This window comes from Ensifer sp. Root954 (assembly GCF_001429005.1).
GTDB lineage: Bacteria > Pseudomonadota > Alphaproteobacteria > Rhizobiales > Rhizobiaceae > Ensifer > Ensifer adhaerens.
Map to the genome: position 1 here is coordinate 465,175 of NZ_LMJM01000025.1, position 17,227 is coordinate 482,401.

A 17,227-nucleotide genomic window follows, 5' to 3' on the forward strand; every position below is an offset into this window, starting at 1 on the left:
CCTCAACGCTCCCAGCCCTCGGTAAACGGAAAGCGTTCCGCCCAGAGCGTCGCGAGCTTCGGATCGGTATCGACGCGGCGGACGATGTCGGCAAGGGTCGGGGCGACCTCGTAGAAGCGGCGGCGGCCGGGTGACCAGCGCGAGGCAGTGGCGACGTAGAGGTCGAGGACCGACAGTTCATCGCCGAGAAGGTATTTGCCCGGTTGCAGTTCCGCGCCCATTCGCTGCCAGCAATGGGCGACGCGGTCGAACACGCGGGCCTTGACGGTTGCGTGGTCTTCTTCCCGTTCGGCGATGCGGGACGGGTTGTCGGTGATCCAATAGAGCGCGTAGATGGCGGCGGATACGAAGGTCATCCATCGGAGAAACGCCGGCCGTTTTGGGTCGGTTATCGCCGGGGCCAGACGGCTCTGAGGGTGTGCGTCGGCAAGCCAGATCAGGATCGCGGCACTTTCGGTCATCAGTTCGCCGGTCGGGAGTGCGAGGGCCGGAACCTGGCGCAGGGGATTGATGCGCGCCAGCCTGTCCGCCTCCTGCTTTCCTTTCCAGGGGGCGTGTTCCTCGACGCGGTAGGGCACGCCGATGAGGCTCAAAACGGCCTCGATCGGAACCGATCCTGAGCCTGAGGCTCCGTAGACGACAAACGGCTCGGCCAACTGCTTTTCTCCTCCTGATCGTGCCGCGACGAATCCGGCCGAAGCTTGGTCGCCCTGCGTCGAGACTGGGGGCGGGGCGGGTATTCCGCGTTGCAGTCGCATAGATCCCCGCCTTCGCGATACAATCAAGGCCCTGAGGTGCAATTGGACGTTTCGCCGCAAATCCCGGTTGCAGCGGGCAGGCGGGCCGATTCCGCTTTCCGCGGCAAGGGGCTCCGGTTCCATCTGCCGGAGCGACGGTTCGTCCGCATGCGGACCTTTTGACCGTGCCCGGTTGCAGTTGGCGCGGTTCCAGGCTGAAGCAGGACACGAGGATTGATCCGATGTCGCCAGTCACCGCCGCGTCTCCGACGCTCGATCGCGACCTTCTGCTGAAGACGGCACGGGAGCGTCTGCTGCGCTCGGAATGGTCGCGGGAGCTGTTGCGATCGTTTCAAGGCGGCGCGCTGCAATCCGCCCTGAAGCATGCGGTCAGTGCGTCACCCTACTATCGCGAAACCATTGGCGACCGCTTGGCGCAGGGGGCCGCACTCAAGGACCTGCCCGTGCTGACGAAGCGGGCGCTTATGGAGAATTTCGACCGGATCGTTACCGACCCGAGGCTGAGCCGGCAACTGGTCGAGGGGCATCTCGGCGGACAGTCTTCCGGCTCGCTTCTGCTTGGTGAATACAGAGCCGTTGCCACGGGCGGCACGACCGGCGAGCGTGGGGTCGCGGTCTTCGATCCCGCAGCCTGGCTATCGGCCATCGCCAACATGGTGCGTTTCCAGGCGATCGTCGGCATCGACGAGACGACGCGCAGTGTTGCCATATTCGCCTCGTCGCCGGTCCATATTTCCTACCATATCGGCGTGGAGCTTCGGGCGTTGAGGCCGCCGGCGCCCCGGTTCAACGTGCTGATGCCGATCGAGGAGATCGTGGAGGGCCTCAACCTGAACCAGCCCGAGGTGATCTCGACCTATCCGTCCTTCGTGCGTGTCCTGGTGGGCGAGCAGCAGGCGGGGCGGCTGAAGATCAGGCCGCGGCTTTTCCGAACCAGCGCCGAGACGCTGACGGAGGAGGTGCGCGAGCTTGCGGCCGAGACCTGGCAGGCGGCCATCGCCGACAGCTATGTCTGCACCGAGGCGGGACCCATGGGCCACGAATGCTTGCTTGGCGACGGGCTGCATCTCGCCGAAGACAGCTTCGTCTTCGAGGTGGTGGACGGAGACGACCGCCCGGTACCCGACGGCGTGGAGGGCGAGAAGCTGCTGGTGACGACCCTTGCCAATCGCGCGCTGCCGCTGGTGCGCTACGAGATCTCCGACATCGTGGCGATGGCGACCGAGCCGTGCCGCTGCGGCCTGCCGTTCTGGCGGATCGGGTCGATTGCCGGGCGGAGGGAAGAGACGCTGCGGCTGCCCAGGCGCGGTGGCGGAACCGTCAATGTGCACGCCCACCGGCTTCGCTCGCCGCTGACGGGTGCGGCCGGGGTGCGGCAATTCCAGTTCGTGCAACTGCCGGATGGTCTGGAAATCGCGATCGCCGTGTTTGAAGGCGCCGATGCGGCCGCCGTCCACGCTGCCGTCGAACTGGGCGTGCGTGCGGCACTCGAGGCGGTGGAAGCCGAACCCGCGGAGTTCCGTGTGCGGGTCGTGGATGCGATTGCGCGTTCGGGCGGCGGCGCCAAGCAAAAGCTGGTGGTCTCCGGCGGCGACTAGGAGAGGGCAGGATGCACGCGTGGTGCAATCGCGGCCCGGCTTCGGCCACGCGGCAGCAGGTGGACATTCCGGTGGCCGGCGGGCGGGCAAGCGGCTTATAGTGTTGATAGGCCGGTCCGGGGCCGATATGAAGCCGGCCTCTTGCCCGCGATACGGAGTTTTGAAGATTGAGCGTTGCCTTCACCAAGGAAGAAAGTGCCGAAACCGCCGCCGAGACATTGCTGCCGGACCGGGCGGTTTCCCCGCATCCGAACCTGGTGACAAAGGCGGGGCTGACGGCGCTGGAGGCGCAGATGCAGGAGGCGCGGGTCGCCTATGAAGCGGCAGCCACGATCGACGACGTGAACGAAAAGCGGCGGCAGCAGGCGGGACCCTTGCGGGACGTGCGCTATCTCTCCGAACGGCTGCGCACCGCACAGCTGATGCCCGAACCTGCCTCCAACGAGATCGTCGCCTTTGGCAGCACGGTGACCTTCAGCCGGGACGACGGGCGGGTACAAAAATACCGGATCGTCGGCGAGGACGAGGCAGACCCCAAGGCGGGATCGATCTCCTATGTCTCGCCGGTGGCACGCATCCTCATGGACAAGGCAGTGGGCGACCTCGTCACGGTCGGCGACCAGGAGCTCGAGGTCGTGGCGATTTCCTGACCTTTAGCGTTTCGGCTTGATCGCGGGGATTCGTGGCCATTATTATCGTATCCGATTTAATAGTGTCATCTTGACATTCCGCTGTTGCTCGGTATTTATATCGCGTCCGATCTAATTTGGCGGTGCCGGATGATCGGAGGCGCTTGCCGGAGGCAGGCGGCCAAGAGGTTTGCTCGGTTCGTCGGTACGGAGAATGGACATGCACAACACTGGTGACGCTACGCCCGTTCGCGCCTATCGCGAGTTTTCCCGCGTGCTCGATCCCGATGTCTACGAGCCGCTGCCGGACGACTGGCTGATCGGGATCACCGACGTCGTGAATTCCACCGGCGCGATCCGGGCCGGGCGCTACGAGGACGTCAACTATGTCGGCGCTTCGGCGATTGCCGCCATCGGCAATGCGCGCGGCGATTTCGATTTTCCCTTCGTGTTTCGCGGCGATGGCGCGGCCTTTGCGCTGGCGCCCGGCGGGGCGGCAATGGCAGCTTCGGCGCTGCGGCAGCTCGCCGCCTTCGCAAGGGACCGGTTTGGTCTCGATTTGCGCGTCGGCCTGCTGACGGTCCGGGATATCAGGGAACATGGCCAGGATGTGCGCATCGCCCGCTATGCCGCATCGGAAAACGCGACCTATGCGATGTTTGCCGGCGGTGGGCTTAAATGGGCGGAGCGGCAGCTGAAAGAGGGGCGCTACCTGCTTTCGCCGGAAAGCCATGGAGCCGAACCGGATCTGACCGGCCTTGCCTGCGAATGGCGGCCGTTTCCAAGCCGGCAGGGGCAGATCCTGTCGCTGCTGGCCGAACCCGCCGATGAAGTGACGCCCGAGCGCTTTGCCGCCGTGGCGCGCGCGGTGATCGCTGTCTTCGATCAAGGGCCGCGGCAGTCGCATCCTCTGCCGGAGGAAATGGGTGTGCCGAAGGACGCGCGGGTGCGGGTTGCGCCCGAGCGCTGGGCGGGAGTGGCCGCCAGTTCCGATTTCCGCAAATATGACGACGGCCTGCGCCTGACGGTGGATTGCACGACGGAGCAGATCGACCGCATCGAGGCGATCCTTGCGGCCGCCAAGGCGCGCGGCGAGGTGATCTTCGGGCTGCATCGGCAGAGCCACGCGCTGATGACCTGCCTTGTGCCGTCGGCGCGACCGGATGCGCACTTACATTTTCTCGACGGCATGGACGGCGGTTACGCCAAAGCGGCGGAAATGATGGTGCCGCGTGAGCGCTTGAGTGCCTGATCCGGCCAAGCGGCAAGGGCGGCGGAGAGCCGCCCTTGCGCGTGATGCTGGCCGCTCCAATCGCCGTGCCGGCCTTTGCGCGAGCGATAATCGCGGCAGCGGCAGGCGGGCGTTTCAGCGACCTTCACTATTTCCGGTTTCCGGGCTGACCAGCGCCTAGCAGGTTGTCGCGCAGCTTTGCCACCGACCGCTGCACCGTCTCAAAGTCGTCACCGAGGCCGATCACGTCGGTCAGCGCAGCACCCGGCTCGGCATCCACCACCGCCTGGCCGGCCGGCGTCAGCGTCAGTCGCACCTGGCGTTCGTCCGCGGGATCGCGGCGACGCTGAAGGTAACCGTCAGCCTCGAGCTTCTTCAGGATCGGCGTCAGCGTGTTCGATTCCAGAAAGAGCTTTTCACCAAGCGTGCTCACCGTCTGGTCGTCCTCTTCCGACAGCGCCACGAGGGTCACGTATTGGGTATAGGTGAGGCCCAGCTTGTCGAGCAGGGGCTTGTAGGCGCGGCCGAAGGCAAGATTTGCCGAGTAGATCGCAAAGCACAGGAAGTTCGAGAGCTTCTTGCCGCCCTTGGCCGATGCAGTGCCAGGGTCCTTGGCAGTCTTGGACGTGGACATGGGAATCTTTTTTCCTTTTCGTTGTCTGCACTTAATATAAATCGTATCCGATTAAATCGCAATGGTGTTGACGGTGCTTCACGCTTCATCTATAAACATCGCATCCGATTAAAGCGGATCCGATAAAAAATCAAACAGAGAGGAAATGACATGACCGAGAAGCTTCTTTTCACCGGCAAGACCCACAACACCAGCGGCCGCGACGGCGGCACCATCAGCCAAGACGGCACTTTGGAACTCAAGCTCACCCAGCCGCATCCGGCCGCGGAAAACCTGTTCGGTGCCGCCTGGTCGGCCTGTTACCTGGGCGCGATCGAGCTCGCAGCGCTGCAGCGCAAGGTGAAGCTCCCGGCCGGGCCGCAGGTCGATACCGAGATCGATCTCAACGTCAACGACGGCTCCTATTTCCTGCGTGCCCGCCTGAACGTTCGCCTGGATGGTCTCGACCGCGACGTTGCGCACGACATCATCCACGCCGCCCATGATATCTGCCCTTACTCCAAGGCAGTGCGCGGCAACATCGACGTCGAGACCAATCTCCTCTGATTTCGGCTAAAAAAACCTATTGATATCATCGGGATGTGCCTGAGCTGGTCACCAGCCGCGGCGCATCCCGATTTCGTTTCAGCAGCGCTCGTTCCTCTACGCATGGTGTCCGGCGGCGGCGGCGGAGGGATTTTCCCGACGGGACCTCACAAGAATGTAATTTGGCCGATCGTCGCCCTTGTTGGTATTTTCGCGCCTTCGCATGTACAGGGGAGCGGCCCTGAGGGGCCGATGGTCGCATGCCTTACAACCTCACGGTCAATGGAAAGAGCTATGCCGTCGATGTGGACGGCGATATCCCTCTGCTCTGGGTCCTGCGCGACACGATAGGGCTTACCGGAACCAAATTCGGCTGCGGCATCGCCATGTGCGGCGCCTGCACGGTGCATGTCGACGGCCAGGCGGCGCGCTCCTGCGTGATGCCGGTGTCAGAGGCGGCGGAGAAACCGATCACCACGATCGAGGCCATCGGCGACACGCCCGAGGGCAAACGGGTGCAGCAGGCCTGGCTCGACATCGACGTGGTGCAGTGCGGCTACTGTCAATCCGGGCAGATCATGTCGGCGACCGCGCTCATTGCCGCCAATCCCACGCCGACCGACGACGACATCGATGCCGTCATGGCCGGAAACATCTGTCGTTGCGGCACCTATCCGCGCATTCGTGCAGCCATCAAGCTTGCGGCGCGGGGGTGATGCCATGTCCATCTTCGACAGAACGAACCTTTCCTTATCGCGCCGCCAGCTTCTGATCGGCGCATCGCTGACCGGCGCGGGGCTGGTGATCGGGTTCAGGCCGCAGGCTGCCGTCGCAGCGGGCGAGCCCTTTTCGCCGAACGCCTTCATCCGCATTCCCCAGGAAGGCAAGATCACCTTCGTCATGCCCTCGGTGGAAATGGGGCAGGGCATCTATACGGCGGTCGCGATGATGCTTGCCGAAGAGCTGGAGGTCGGGCTCGACCAGGTGGTGCTGGAACATGCGCCGGCCGACCCCAAGCAATATGCCAATCCGCTGCTGGGCGACCAGATCACCGGCGGTTCCTTTGCGATCCGCGGTGTCTACGAGCAGATGCGCAAGGCGGGTGCGGCGGCCCGCATCATGCTCATCGGTGCTGCGGCGCGCGACTGGGGCGTTTCGCCGGACGCCTGCAAGGCCGAGGCGGGACATGTGGTCGAGACCGCCGGCAGCCGGCGCGCCGCCTATGGCAGCCTGATTGCGGCTGCGGCCTCTGAAGTCGTGCCGCAGGAGGTGCCGCTGAAGCCGGCGTCCAGCTACCGGGTGATCGGCAAGCCGGTGCATCGTCTCGACAGCCCGGAGAAGGTGAACGGCACCGCGAAATTCGGCATCGATGCCCGCCCGGATGGCGTCTCCTATGCGGCGATCGCGATCTGTCCGCACTTCAACGGCAAGCTGCGCTCAGTCGACGAGGCCCCGGCCATGGCGATCAAGGGCGTCAGCCAGGTGGTCCGCATCGAGGAGGCCGTCGCGGTCGTCGCCAACAATACCGGCGCTGCGCGGAAGGGGCTCGCGGCCCTTTCGATCGAATGGGATCCGGGGCCGAGCGCCTCGGTTTCGCAAGCCGAACTCGAGCACCTCATGGATGCGGCGATCGACGGCAAGGCTCTGCCGCATGTCAGCGAAGGCGATGTCGCCAAGGCCGAGGCCGAGCATGGGCCGGTGCACGAATTCGTCTACCGCATGCCGATCCTGACCCATTCCGCCATGGAGCCGATGAATTGCACCGTGCATGTGCGCCCCGATGGCTGCGAGGTCTGGGTGGGGACGCAGATCATGAGCCGGGCACGGCAGGCGGCGGCCGACGTGACCGGCCTGCCGGTCGAAAAGGTGGTGGTGCACAACCACTTGCTCGGCGGCGGCTTTGGCCGCAGGCTCGATGTCGACGGCGTGATCCTCGCGACGAAGATCGCCAAGCAGGTGAAGGGCCCGGTGAAAGTGACCTGGAGCCGGGAGGAGGACATCCGTCACGACTGCTATCGTTACCTCAACTACAGCAAGGTGACGGCGACGCTCGGGGCCGACGGCATGCCGGTCTCCTGGCGGCACCGGGTCATCGGCCCGTCGGTCATGGCGCGCTGGTTCCCGGGCTTTACCAAGGACGGTGTCGACCTCGACCAGATGGCAGGGGCCGAAACGCCCTATGCGATCGAAAACAGGCAGACCGATTTTGCCCGCCAAGAGGCGCCGGATGGCATGCTCACCGGTAACTGGCGTGGTGTCGGCGCCACCCGCAACATTCCCCCGGTCGAATGCGGAATCGACGAACTGGCGGAACTGGCGGGCATCGATCCGCTCGAATACCGACGGCGGCTGCTGCAGCACAAGCCGCGGCTGCTCGGCGCGCTCGACCTTGCAGCCGAGAAGGCCGGCTGGTCGACCCCGCTTGCCAAGGGCAGGGGGCGGGGTATCGCGGTTGCCGAGGATTTCGGCAGCTTCGCAGCGATGGTCGCCGAAGTCAGCCTCGACGGGAACGGCAGGTTCAAGACCGAGCGTATCGTTTGCGCGGTCGATTGCGGCCAGGTGATCAACCCGGACACGGTCGAAGCACAGATCCAGAGCGGCGTCGTCTACGGCCTGAGTGCGGCACTTTACGGGCGCATCACCGTCGAAAACGGCGCGGTGGTCGAAGGGAATTTCGACGATGCGCCTGTCCTGCGCATTCACGAGACGCCGCCGATCGAGGTGCATATCGTGCCGAGCGCCGAGGCGCCCGGCGGCATCGGCGAAGTGGGCACGCCCGGCGTGGCGCCGGCGCTTCTGAACGCGATCTTCATGGCGACCGGGAAGCGGCTCAGAACCCTGCCGATCGACCAGGGCGACCTGAGGAGGGTGTGACCATGAACAGGCCCGCCCTTGCTCTTTCGCTTGCATCCGCGCTCGTGGCGGCAGGTCTCATCGCCACTTTCGAGCCGGTCAGCGGTTTTGCCGAAACCGCCAGCGGCGGCGCCTTGAAAGGCGCGGCCGACTTTGCCTCGATCACCGATGCGCGCCAGCGCTCGAAGGCGATCTTTGCCGAGGCGAGCCGGGTGCTCACCCATCCGCGCTGCATCAACTGTCACCCGGCAACGCGCAGCCCGACGCAGGGCGAGGACATGCATCCGCATGTGCCACTGATGATCGCCGCCGACAGTTCGATGGGGCCGGCCGGCCTTGCCTGCAGCACCTGCCACGGCGCGGAGAACCGGGCGATCGTCGGCAGCCGGCTGAAGTCCATCCCCGGCAACGCCCATTGGCAGCTGGCGCCCGAAAGCATGGCCTGGCAGGGCCTCACCGTTCGCGAGATCTGCGAACAGGTGAAGGACACCGAGCGTAACGGCAACCGCTCCCATGCCGATCTCATCAAGCACATGGGCGAGGATCACCTGGTCGGCTGGGCCTGGCATCCGGGTGAGGGCCGCAGCGCGCCGCCCGGTTCGCAACCGGAGTTCGCCGCGCTGATCACGGCCTGGGTGGAGACCGGCGCGGAATGTCCGGACTGAGCGGAAGCTCATGTCCGGACTGAGCGGAAGCTCAAGTTTGGGCTAAGCGGGTTGGATTGCCGGCGAGCGCTGTATCAGCCTGTCGAAGCGCGTGCCGCGCACGGTGTCATGCAATCTTCAGCAGCCTTCGCCAGGCCTGCTGCAAGATTGGATTTGATGCGGCCAAGTAACTGTAAACAACTGAAAATTGCAAGATCGAGGCGTTGCTGCGACGATCGGGGAGCGCAGGCACGTCGTCGCTAGGAGCGGGTCCTCCTTGACAATGCAGCCGGACTGTTCGACCTTCGCGCCCATGACCTGCCGCCTCGCCAAACTGACGACTGCGAAAAAAGCCCCGCACCCGGGGCTGTCGGTCGTTGCGCGCAGAGCATAGCAAGCACAAGGACCAGATCGACCCCGCCGGTTCGGACGGGGTTTTCGCTTGCGCTCTCCGTCTCCGGTTTCTTCAAGGAGATGGAATTTCATGGAAAGCACAGCTTCAACGCAATCGCCGGGCCTTGGCGGCCTCTGGCTGCCGCTGATCACGCCCTTTCGCAATGGTGAACTGGACGAGCGCTCACTCCGCCGGCTGGTCGTCCACTATGCGGCCGAGCCGATCGATGGATTCATTCTCGGCGCGACCACGGGCGAGGGCATGGCGCTCGACGAGGCGGAGTGCGAGCGGGTGGTTGCGATCACCAATCAGGCCCTGGCTGGGTCCGGCCGGCGCATCCCGGTCTATTTCGGGCTTGCCGGCAGCGATACGCGGAAGTCGGTGAAGGCGCTGGAGCGGGTGGCCGCTTGGGGCGTCGATGGCTATCTGATTGCCTGCCCCTATTACACGCGGCCGTCGCAGCGGGGGCTGTTTGCGCATTTCTCGGCCCTTGCTGATGCCACGGACCGGCCGATCCTGATCTACAACATTCCCTACCGGACGGGCGTCAACCTCGGCAACGAGACGATGCTGCAACTGGCGGAACGGAGAAACATCGTCGGCGTCAAGGATTGTTCGGCGGATGCGACGCAATCCTTCGATCTCATCCGCCACAAGCCGCGCGATTTCGCCGTACTGACCGGCGAGGACCCGTTGTTCTACACGGCGCTGACGCAAGGGGCCGAAGGCGGGATCACGGCGTCCGCCCATGTGCAGACGGCAGCCTTCGCCGATGTTCGCAACAGGCTGCTTGCCGGCGACCAGGCGGGGGCGCTTTCCGCATGGCAGCGCCTTGCCGACCTGCCGCGGCTGCTCTTTGCCGAGCCGAGCCCCGGCCCGATCAAGCACTGGCTGTGGCGCGCGGGGCTGATCGACAGCCCGGAGATGCGCCTACCGATGGTGCCGGTGAGTGATGACTTGGCGCTGAGGATCGAAAGGGCGATAGCGGCGCAGGACGGCCGCCGCTGAGCCTGCGACGGTTCCTCAAGGCGGGGGCGATCGGTGAAAGGAAGATCGCCCTGCTTTGCGTGGTCATTTGCATCGTATTTTAACAGTTACGTACTTTCGCCGAACGGCTTGTTTCGGCAGGATAGCGGTCCTCACGCGCGGTGTCCGACGGCCCTGTGCGGACCCGTGCTGCTGGGCATTGAAATGCCGCAGTTGAGGAAAAAAAACAGAGAACCATTCTTGCGAGCGATCCGTGTCCTGAACCGTCACGGGTGAGGGCGAAAGGCCGGTTTCCCGGCGCGAGGACGAGCCGGGCGAGATGGACGGTGTGCCAAAAACGGGGCGCCTGTGCGGGTGCCTTTCGAAAGCTGATTGATCAGGACGCCTGGAGACGATGATGAAAACATCCGGCAGCAATCTTGAAATCACTCGACGCGACATGATGAAAGGCGGGATCGGAGCAGCCTCGCTTGCCGCGATCGGTGCCGGCGCGGCCGTTCCGGCGGCTTTGACCGCCGCCTCGGTCGTTACCTCGGCCACGCCCGCCGAGGCGCAGCAAGCGCTCGGGCCGGGAGCGCCGACGCTGCCGGTGACCGGTGTTGCCATGCATCCAGGCTATGCCCGTACGATCGGGCAGATGGCCTATATCTGGGGCTGGCCGATCGTCAACATGCTGAACCGCAGGGCCAAGGTCACCCAGGCGCCCTATGCGGGTCTGCTCGGTGGCCTTTCGCCTGTGGCCCCGCGCGGCCAGGTGGGCATGCTGCACGACTATATCGAGCCGTCGGAAACCTTCGTCACATGCCCCAACCAGGACGTCGTCTATGGCCTCGGTTTCTTCGAGCTCGACGATGAGCCCGTCGTCGCGCAGGTGCCCGACTTCGGCGACCGCTTCTGGCTCTATTCGCTCTACGATGCCCGCACCGATCAGTTCGGCCAGCTCGGCAAGCCCTATGGCACGCGGCCCGGCTTCTATCTTCTTGTCGGCCCCGACTGGGACGGGCTGAAGCCCGCCGGCATCACCGACATCATCCGCTCCCCGACATCGCTTGCGAGCGCCATTCCCCGCATCTTCCAGACCGATGTGAGCGACGACAACCAGGCGGTCCAGCCGCTGATCAACCAGGTGGTTTTCTATCCGCTGAAAGAGTTTACCGGCGAGGCGAAGACGATCGAATGGGCAAAGCTGACCGACATTCCGGCTCCGCCCTTAAACGGCGGCGCGACCGACGCCGAAACCAAATGGGTGACGCCGGAGACGTTCTTCGACCAGTTCGGCGACGCCATCGCCGCGGTCGATCCGCTGCCGGGGGAGGAGGCGCTTTTTGCCCAGTTCCGCCTGTTGCTCGACGCGGCCGAGCGGGATCCCGAGCTTCGGGGCATGCTCGTCGACACCGCGATCGAGACCGAGAACAAGGTCATCCACCCCTTCTTGGAATGGCAGCGCAACGGGCTGCCGGCCGGCAATGGCTGGAACCGCTCGGTCAACAATGCGCAATGGGGGATCGACTACTTCAACCGGACCGGCACCGCCAAGTCGAACATGTTCAACAACCGGCCGAGCGAGACGCAGTATTTCTATACCGACTTCGACGGCGCCGGCGACCAGCTGACCGGCGTGAAACTCTACGAGATCACCTTTGCGCCCGGCCAGGAACCGCCGGTCAACGGCTTCTGGTCGCTGACCCTTTATGACGACAAGCACCTCTTCCACACCAACGACTTCAAGCGCTATTCGCTGGGCACCAAGAGCGACAGGCTGAAGCGCAATGCCGACGGCTCGCTGACGCTTTATGTGAGCGCCGAGCGCCCCGGCGGGGAGAAGGACAGCAACTGGCTGCCGGCGCCGCACGGAATCTTCTCGCTCTACATTCGCGCCTATTGGGGCAAGGACGCGATCCTCGACGGCACCTGGCAGCCGCCGAAGATCACGGTTGCGGCATGAGGGTGGCCAAGGTGCCGGGATAAACCGACGTCGGTTTGCCCGGCATGCTCAACGCCAGAAGCGCTTGACGTCGATCACGTCGTCGAGCGCAGCCTGCGCGCGGTCGATGAGCTTGTCCTTGTTGGCCTGAACGACGAGCGTTCCGGCGTCCGGGTGATCTTCGAGGCCGATCTCGCCGAGCACATTCGGCGCCGAAACCAGATCGTTGAGCGTGCCGAGTTCATCCTGCAGTGCGGCCATTGCGGCCGTGAAGCGCTTGTGGCGCCTGGCGCCACGCTTGTCGTCGAACAGTGTCGCAAAGAATTCGGCGGCATAGCGCAGCTTCTTGGCGTCCTTGCGGGCCTCGTGCCGCTCCTCGTCGTTGATCTTGGCGAGCGCGCGGCCGTGCTTCTTCAGCTTCCGGCGCTCGCGGTCGAGCACGGCCTCGGCAAAATCGGTCACGGGCCGATCGTGAAGTTCGGCGGGCGGCGATGAAAGATAGGCGCCGCAGTGCAGCCACTGGTGGAGATCGAGCATGAGGGCGCGGCCGCGTCCGTCATCGAGCGCCGCGAACACCTCCCGATAGCGGGCGGCGCGGGCTGTCTTCAGCCACTCGACAAGTTCCGGCTGGGATGCGCGGGCCAGGAGAACGTCGACGTCGCGGGCCTTGCCGAAGACGCCCGCCAGCCACTTCAGCTCGCCTTTCAGGCGCGTACTTTCGTCGTCCTGAAACAAATCCCTGTAGAGCGAGAAGGCCGATCGCAGGCGCCGAAGGGCAACGCGAGCCTGGTGCAGGGCCTCCGGGTTCTGGCGCACGCGCAGCACGTCTTCGTTCAGGCGGTGGTGGCGAAGACAGGCAAGGGCGACCGTGCGGAAGCTCTTTGCCACCCGCATCTCGCGGTCGAGTTCGACCGGCTCGGCCTTGAAGACCATCTGCTCGGCATCGATGAGACGGAAGCCGCGCTCCGCCTTGGACATGACGCCGAAGCGGATGGGAACGATCGCCTCGATACGGCGGGCGAGCGTGAAGAGCGCCTCGGGCGCGCCGTCCTTGAGCTCAAGTTCGATCTCGCCGATCGCGGTCTGGCGGGTGCCCGCGGTGATCAGGCCGCGGTCGAGCACGACCTCGACGTCGGCGCCATCCTGTTTCACTTTCCAGGTGGTGCGCTCGACATCGACGGCAAAATGCGCCTGCAGATCGCCTGGCTCGAGGTCGAACTGGGCGGCAAGCGGCGTGGTGTGGTCGACCACCGGCTCGTCGCTGTCCAGCGGCTGCTCCCATTCCGGCCGGGCGAAAACCGAGGCGCTCGCTCCCGTCGCCTTGATCGTCTGGGTGCGGGCAGAACCGACCGTGCGGATGCGCAGCGTGAAACCCGACTGGAACAGGTCGCGGGCGCGCGTATCGAAATAGACGGACCGCTGGCTTTCGACGCGCGCCGGCTCACCCAGAAGCCCGGATGCGGCGAAGCGATCGAGATCTTCAGGGAGAAGCTCGAGCTTGATTTCGATTTCCGTGTTCAACCCCATCCTCCAACAAGTGCAAGAGACAACGCGATAATGCCATATGAGCACATTGGTTCGTGTTCTGGATGACATGGATCATATTTGCGGCGGCGGTCCCACGCGATAGGTCGCGCTCGAAGCTGGAGGCCGCCGGTGTGTACGGGATTTCAATGGATTCCTGACGGAAAACCGCTTCGCACTTTTCCTCGAATTGCTTTTGAGGCGACGCAATTCCGAACGGACAAGCGCTTCACACTTTTCCTGGAATTGCTTTTTGAGATGGCGCGATTCCGGACGGAAAACCGCTTCGCACTTTTCCTGGAATTGCTTTTTGAGATGACCAATTCCGGACGGAAACCGTTTCACACTTTTCCTGGAATTGCTTAAGCTCCCCGCATTTCATGCCACGGAATTGATAAATGTCGCTTCGCCTTGCCACCTTCAACATCGAAAACCTTTTGAGCCGCTTCGATTTTTCCGGCTTTCGCAACCAGCTGAAACAGGACCGCGTGCTCCGGCTCTTCGACGTGAAGACGGAAGCCGAGTACCAGCGGCTGGAGGAGGCGCGCACGATTGCGCATACGGACGATACGCGGCAGATGTCGGCGCTCGCGATTGCCGATTGCGATGCCGATATCCTCTGCCTGCAGGAAGCCGACAACATGGCCTCGCTGCAGGCCTTCGAATACAACTACCTTTTTCGCATGGTCGGCAACGGCTATCGCCAGAAGTACCTGATCGAGGGCAATGATTCGCGCGGGATCGACGTCGCCGTGCTGATGCGCGAGGAGACGCGCGACGGCCAGCCGATCGAATGCCTCGACGTGAAGAGCCATGCGGGGCTGACCTATGAGGACCTCGACCTCTTCAACGACAGAATAGCGCTTACCAACCGTCCGGCCGACCGGATCTTCAAGCGCGACTGCCTGGAGCTGGACTTAAGGATCGGCGGGCGGCCGCTGACGCTCTACGTGGTGCATTTCAAGTCGATGGGGCCGGCGCGCGAAGGGCTCGACGGCCGGCAGGCGACGATGCCGCTGCGCGTGGCCGAAGCCTCGGCTGTGCGCCACATCATCGAAAGCCGCTTCGGCCGCGGGAAGACGGCCGACAAGATGTTCGCGATCTGCGGCGACATGAACGATTACCAGGAGAAGGTGAACATCCTCGGCGACCGGCGCACCGGCTACCAGTTCGTGCCGCATGAGGAGGAGACGAGTTCGCTCGACGTCTTCACCCGCGACGGCTTTGTCGAGAACCCGATGCTGCGCCGTCCGGTGATGGATCGCTGGACGCTGTTCCACAGCCGCGGGCCGCAGGAGCGGCATCTCTGCCAGCTCGACTATATCTGGCTTTCGCCGGCGCTTGCCAAGCGCAACGCGCACCAGGTGCCCGAGGTCATTCGCGGCGGCCAGCCGTTCCGCACGATCTTTCCGCCTGATCTGGAGGTGGAGCGCTATCCGCGCACCGGCTGGGACCGGCCGAAGGCGTCCGACCATTGCCCCGTGGCCATCACCCTGGATGTGTGAGCATGAGCGCGCTTGAAAGCAACACGGACGCCTGGCCGGATGAAGGCGTCATCATCCCGATCGATGCGGTGGATGTCCGCGTTACCGGCGCGGCGCATCCGTTTCACCAGGAGGAGGTGGAGCGCGCGCAGGAAAACTGGCAACGGGAGATTACCGCCAACCCGCACCTCTTCGACGGGCGGATGGTGTTGCTCAGGGCGCTTCGCATCGCGGACGGCCGGCTGCGGGGCGAGGGGCATGTGGTGCCCTATTCGACCTTTCTCTGGTGGCGGAAGACGCGAGCAAAGAGTGCCTTTCATCTCTTCGCCATGCCGGCGATCCTTTCTTCCGATGGTGCGCTGATCCTCGTGCGCATGGGCGGGCACACCGCCAATCCGGGCCGGGTCTACAGCCCCTCCGGTTCGCTCGAGCCCGAGGATATCGTCGATGGCGGCTGCGACATCGACGGCAATATCCGCCGCGAGGCGATGGAAGAAACCGGCATCGACCTTTCGCTCGCGACCGTGGAGCCCGGCTATCACCTGCTGCATATGGGCCGCGCCGTGACGCTCATCCGCGTCTATCGCTATCCGGAGACGGCGGCAGCGCTGGTTGCGCGCGTGGCGGAGCACATTGCCGCGGACCCGGAGCCGGAGATTGACGAGGCGATCGCGGTTTTCGGCCCGGATCCCGTGGCGCACAACTATCCGCCCTTCATACCGCCGATCCTCGACTGGCTGTTTCGGCGCGAGAAGCCGCTCTGATTTCGAATCAACGGGACGTCGCATCTCCTTGTATTTGTGCGTTTTAGCGGGGGTCGCCACGCGGCCGCGCGGCGGCGGATGCGCGCCGGTTGCGGCCGGGAGGGTTTTTGGCCGCGTGAGCGGCGTAGCGTGCTGCCGGAGCCGGAGCTAAAGAAAACGTGATCCGCGCCGAGCTGTGTACCGGCGCTTTTAAGCCTTGCCGCCCGCGTCCCGACGCTGCAAAGTTCGCGCATATTCGCAAGGGGACATGAATGGCGCTCAGCTACGCGATCTACGACGTCTTCACCGACAGGCGACTGGAAGGCAATCCGCTGGCCGTGGTCTTCGGTGCCGACTGGCTCGACGATGAAGCGATGCAGGCGATCGCGCAGGAATTCAACCTGTCGGAGACGGTGTTTATCCGCAGGCCCGGCGGTGCGGCGCATACGGCGAAGCTCCGGATCTTCACGCCTGCCCAGGAACTGCCCTTTGCCGGCCATCCGACCGTCGGTGCGGCAATTGCGATCGCCGAGGCCCAGCGTGGCGCGACCGAGGAAGGCTTCGACCTCGTGCAGGTGCTGGAGGAGAAGGTAGGGCCGGTGCGCTGCGCCGTGCGGCTCAAGCCCGGGCAGGCGAGCTTTGCCGAATTCGACCTGCCGCGAAAATCGGTCAGGCTCGACGCACGCTTCGACCGGCAGGCGATCGCCGATGCGCTAAGCCTGAAACTCTCGCAGATCGGTTTCGAGAATCACGTGCCGTCGTTCTGGAGCGCGGGCGCACCCTTCGTCATGGTGCCGGTGCATGATGTGGCGGCGGCTTCGTCGATCGAGTTCGATTCGCTGCGCTGGGAGCAACTGACGCCGATGGCCGAGGGACGGCTGGCCGCGGCTTACGTCTATTGTCGCGGCGGCGTGAACCACACGGCGCGCTTTCACGCCCGCAAGTTCGGCCCTGGTGCCGGCAATCTGGAGGATCCGGCAACCGGCTCGGCCGTTGCCGCCCTTTCCGGCGCGATCCACTATTTCGACCAGTTCGTCGACGGCCATCATCCGGTGCTGGTCGAGCAGGGCGTGGAAATGGGACGGCCGTCCTTCATCCATCTGCATCTCGACATCTCGGGCGGCGAGATCAGCAACGCCCGCATCGGCGGCCATGCGGTGAAGATTGCGGCCGGCGAACTCTACGTCTGAGGCGTCGGCATAAGACTTGGAAAATTCAGCTTAATCAGCGTCTTAAGAGAAGTTTTGGTGGGTGATCACGGGCTCGAACCGTGGACCCGCTGATTAAGAGTCAGCTGCT

Annotated in this window: 15 protein-coding genes; 12 read left to right on the forward strand and 3 right to left on the reverse strand. The window is 64.4% G+C overall.

All coding sequences use genetic code 11. The features are described 5' to 3' along the window. Window positions 1-2: 2 nt before the first annotated feature. Window positions 3-656: a glutathione S-transferase family protein gene (locus tag ASE71_RS21570; RefSeq protein WP_060516120.1), complete on the reverse strand. Its 654-nt coding sequence runs from the start codon at window positions 654-656 to the stop codon at window positions 3-5. Window positions 657-979: 323 nt separating this feature from the next. Between ASE71_RS21570 and ASE71_RS21575 the strand changes: the two genes are divergently transcribed. The 3 genes from ASE71_RS21575 (at window position 980) to ASE71_RS21585 (ending at window position 4,237) form a co-directional block, all read left to right on the forward strand. Further along, a complete protein-coding gene (locus ASE71_RS21575) occupies window positions 980-2,356 on the forward strand; it encodes a phenylacetate--CoA ligase family protein (RefSeq protein ID WP_244496820.1) in 1,377 nt (458 codons plus the stop codon). Window positions 2,357-2,523: 167 nt separating this feature from the next. Continuing rightward, window positions 2,524-3,006 (forward strand): transcription elongation factor GreA, encoded by a 483-nt coding sequence (gene greA, locus ASE71_RS21580; protein ID WP_060516121.1) that lies wholly within the window; start codon window positions 2,524-2,526, stop codon window positions 3,004-3,006. Window positions 3,007-3,205: 199 nt separating this feature from the next. Then, a complete protein-coding gene (locus tag ASE71_RS21585) occupies window positions 3,206-4,237 on the forward strand; it encodes a DUF3095 family protein (protein ID WP_060516122.1) in 1,032 nt (343 codons plus the stop codon). Between the two features lie 127 nt (window positions 4,238-4,364). Here ASE71_RS21585 and ASE71_RS21590 read toward each other — a convergent pair whose 3' ends face one another. Further along, window positions 4,365-4,850: a MarR family winged helix-turn-helix transcriptional regulator gene (locus ASE71_RS21590; RefSeq protein WP_034793351.1), complete on the reverse strand. Its 486-nt coding sequence runs from the start codon at window positions 4,848-4,850 to the stop codon at window positions 4,365-4,367. A 150-nt stretch (window positions 4,851-5,000) separates the two neighbouring features. Between ASE71_RS21590 and ASE71_RS21595 the strand changes: the two genes are divergently transcribed. The 6 genes from ASE71_RS21595 to ASE71_RS21620 all read left to right on the forward strand — a co-directional run bounded on the left by ASE71_RS21595 (window position 5,001) and on the right by ASE71_RS21620 (window position 12,198). Then, window positions 5,001-5,396, forward strand: a complete 396-nt coding sequence (locus ASE71_RS21595) for an Ohr family peroxiredoxin (RefSeq protein WP_034793353.1) — start codon at window positions 5,001-5,003, stop codon at window positions 5,394-5,396. A gap of 239 nt (window positions 5,397-5,635) precedes the next feature. Beyond that, window positions 5,636-6,091 carry a (2Fe-2S)-binding protein gene (locus ASE71_RS21600; RefSeq protein WP_034793355.1) on the forward strand — a complete coding sequence of 152 codons (456 nt, stop codon included), beginning with the start codon at window positions 5,636-5,638 and terminating at the stop codon, window positions 6,089-6,091. Window positions 6,092-6,095: 4 nt separating this feature from the next. Next, entirely contained in the window at window positions 6,096-8,249 is a 2,154-nt protein-coding gene (locus tag ASE71_RS21605; RefSeq protein WP_060516123.1) for a xanthine dehydrogenase family protein molybdopterin-binding subunit, read from the forward strand. A 2-nt stretch (window positions 8,250-8,251) separates the two neighbouring features. Next, window positions 8,252-8,893 (forward strand): hypothetical protein, encoded by a 642-nt coding sequence (locus tag ASE71_RS21610; RefSeq protein ID WP_060516124.1) that lies wholly within the window; start codon window positions 8,252-8,254, stop codon window positions 8,891-8,893. A 463-nt stretch (window positions 8,894-9,356) separates the two neighbouring features. Further along, window positions 9,357-10,274: a 4-hydroxy-tetrahydrodipicolinate synthase gene (gene dapA, locus ASE71_RS21615; RefSeq protein ID WP_060516125.1), complete on the forward strand. Its 918-nt coding sequence runs from the start codon at window positions 9,357-9,359 to the stop codon at window positions 10,272-10,274. A gap of 376 nt (window positions 10,275-10,650) precedes the next feature. Continuing rightward, window positions 10,651-12,198 carry a DUF1254 domain-containing protein gene (locus ASE71_RS21620; RefSeq protein WP_082566244.1) on the forward strand — a complete coding sequence of 516 codons (1,548 nt, stop codon included), beginning with the start codon at window positions 10,651-10,653 and terminating at the stop codon, window positions 12,196-12,198. A 48-nt stretch (window positions 12,199-12,246) separates the two neighbouring features. On the opposite strand, the gene ASE71_RS21625 is transcribed toward ASE71_RS21620, so the two are convergent. After that, entirely contained in the window at window positions 12,247-13,704 is a 1,458-nt protein-coding gene (locus ASE71_RS21625) for a CYTH and CHAD domain-containing protein (protein ID WP_244496821.1), read from the reverse strand. A gap of 395 nt (window positions 13,705-14,099) precedes the next feature. On the opposite strand from ASE71_RS21625, the gene ASE71_RS21630 reads away from it, so the two are divergent. The 3 genes from ASE71_RS21630 to ASE71_RS21640 all read left to right on the forward strand — a co-directional run bounded on the left by ASE71_RS21630 (window position 14,100) and on the right by ASE71_RS21640 (window position 17,118). Continuing rightward, window positions 14,100-15,206 carry an endonuclease/exonuclease/phosphatase family protein gene (locus ASE71_RS21630; protein WP_034793373.1) on the forward strand — a complete coding sequence of 369 codons (1,107 nt, stop codon included), beginning with the start codon at window positions 14,100-14,102 and terminating at the stop codon, window positions 15,204-15,206. Between the two features lie 2 nt (window positions 15,207-15,208). Further along, the gene (locus ASE71_RS21635; RefSeq protein WP_060516127.1) at window positions 15,209-15,949 is read left to right on the forward strand and encodes an NUDIX hydrolase; all 741 of its coding nucleotides are present in this window, start codon (window positions 15,209-15,211) and stop codon (window positions 15,947-15,949) included. 251 nt (window positions 15,950-16,200) lie between these two features. After that, complete coding sequence (locus ASE71_RS21640; protein WP_034793378.1) at window positions 16,201-17,118, forward strand: PhzF family phenazine biosynthesis protein; 918 nt, start codon at window positions 16,201-16,203, stop codon at window positions 17,116-17,118. The last annotated feature ends 109 nt before the right edge of the window (window positions 17,119-17,227 follow it).

Excerpts from the sequence above, each read along its gene's own strand:
- ASE71_RS21575 (WP_244496820.1), top strand. The coding sequence starts at position 980 with ATGTCGCCAGTCACCGCCGCGTCTCCGACGCTCGATCGCGACCTTCTG.
- ASE71_RS21585 (WP_060516122.1), top strand. The coding sequence starts at position 3,206 with ATGCACAACACTGGTGACGCTACGCCCGTTCGCGCCTATCGCGAGTTT.
- ASE71_RS21590 (WP_034793351.1), bottom strand. The coding sequence starts at position 4,850 with ATGTCCACGTCCAAGACTGCCAAGGACCCTGGCACTGCATCGGCCAAG.
- ASE71_RS21595 (WP_034793353.1), top strand. The coding sequence starts at position 5,001 with ATGACCGAGAAGCTTCTTTTCACCGGCAAGACCCACAACACCAGCGGC.
- ASE71_RS21600 (WP_034793355.1), top strand. The coding sequence starts at position 5,636 with ATGCCTTACAACCTCACGGTCAATGGAAAGAGCTATGCCGTCGATGTG.
- ASE71_RS21605 (WP_060516123.1), top strand. The coding sequence starts at position 6,096 with ATGTCCATCTTCGACAGAACGAACCTTTCCTTATCGCGCCGCCAGCTT.
- ASE71_RS21610 (WP_060516124.1), top strand. The coding sequence starts at position 8,252 with ATGAACAGGCCCGCCCTTGCTCTTTCGCTTGCATCCGCGCTCGTGGCG.
- dapA (WP_060516125.1), top strand. The coding sequence starts at position 9,357 with ATGGAAAGCACAGCTTCAACGCAATCGCCGGGCCTTGGCGGCCTCTGG.
- ASE71_RS21620 (WP_082566244.1), top strand. The coding sequence starts at position 10,651 with ATGAAAACATCCGGCAGCAATCTTGAAATCACTCGACGCGACATGATG.
- ASE71_RS21625 (WP_244496821.1), bottom strand. The coding sequence starts at position 13,704 with ATGGGGTTGAACACGGAAATCGAAATCAAGCTCGAGCTTCTCCCTGAA.
- ASE71_RS21630 (WP_034793373.1), top strand. The coding sequence starts at position 14,100 with ATGTCGCTTCGCCTTGCCACCTTCAACATCGAAAACCTTTTGAGCCGC.
- ASE71_RS21635 (WP_060516127.1), top strand. The coding sequence starts at position 15,209 with ATGAGCGCGCTTGAAAGCAACACGGACGCCTGGCCGGATGAAGGCGTC.
- ASE71_RS21640 (WP_034793378.1), top strand. The coding sequence starts at position 16,201 with ATGGCGCTCAGCTACGCGATCTACGACGTCTTCACCGACAGGCGACTG.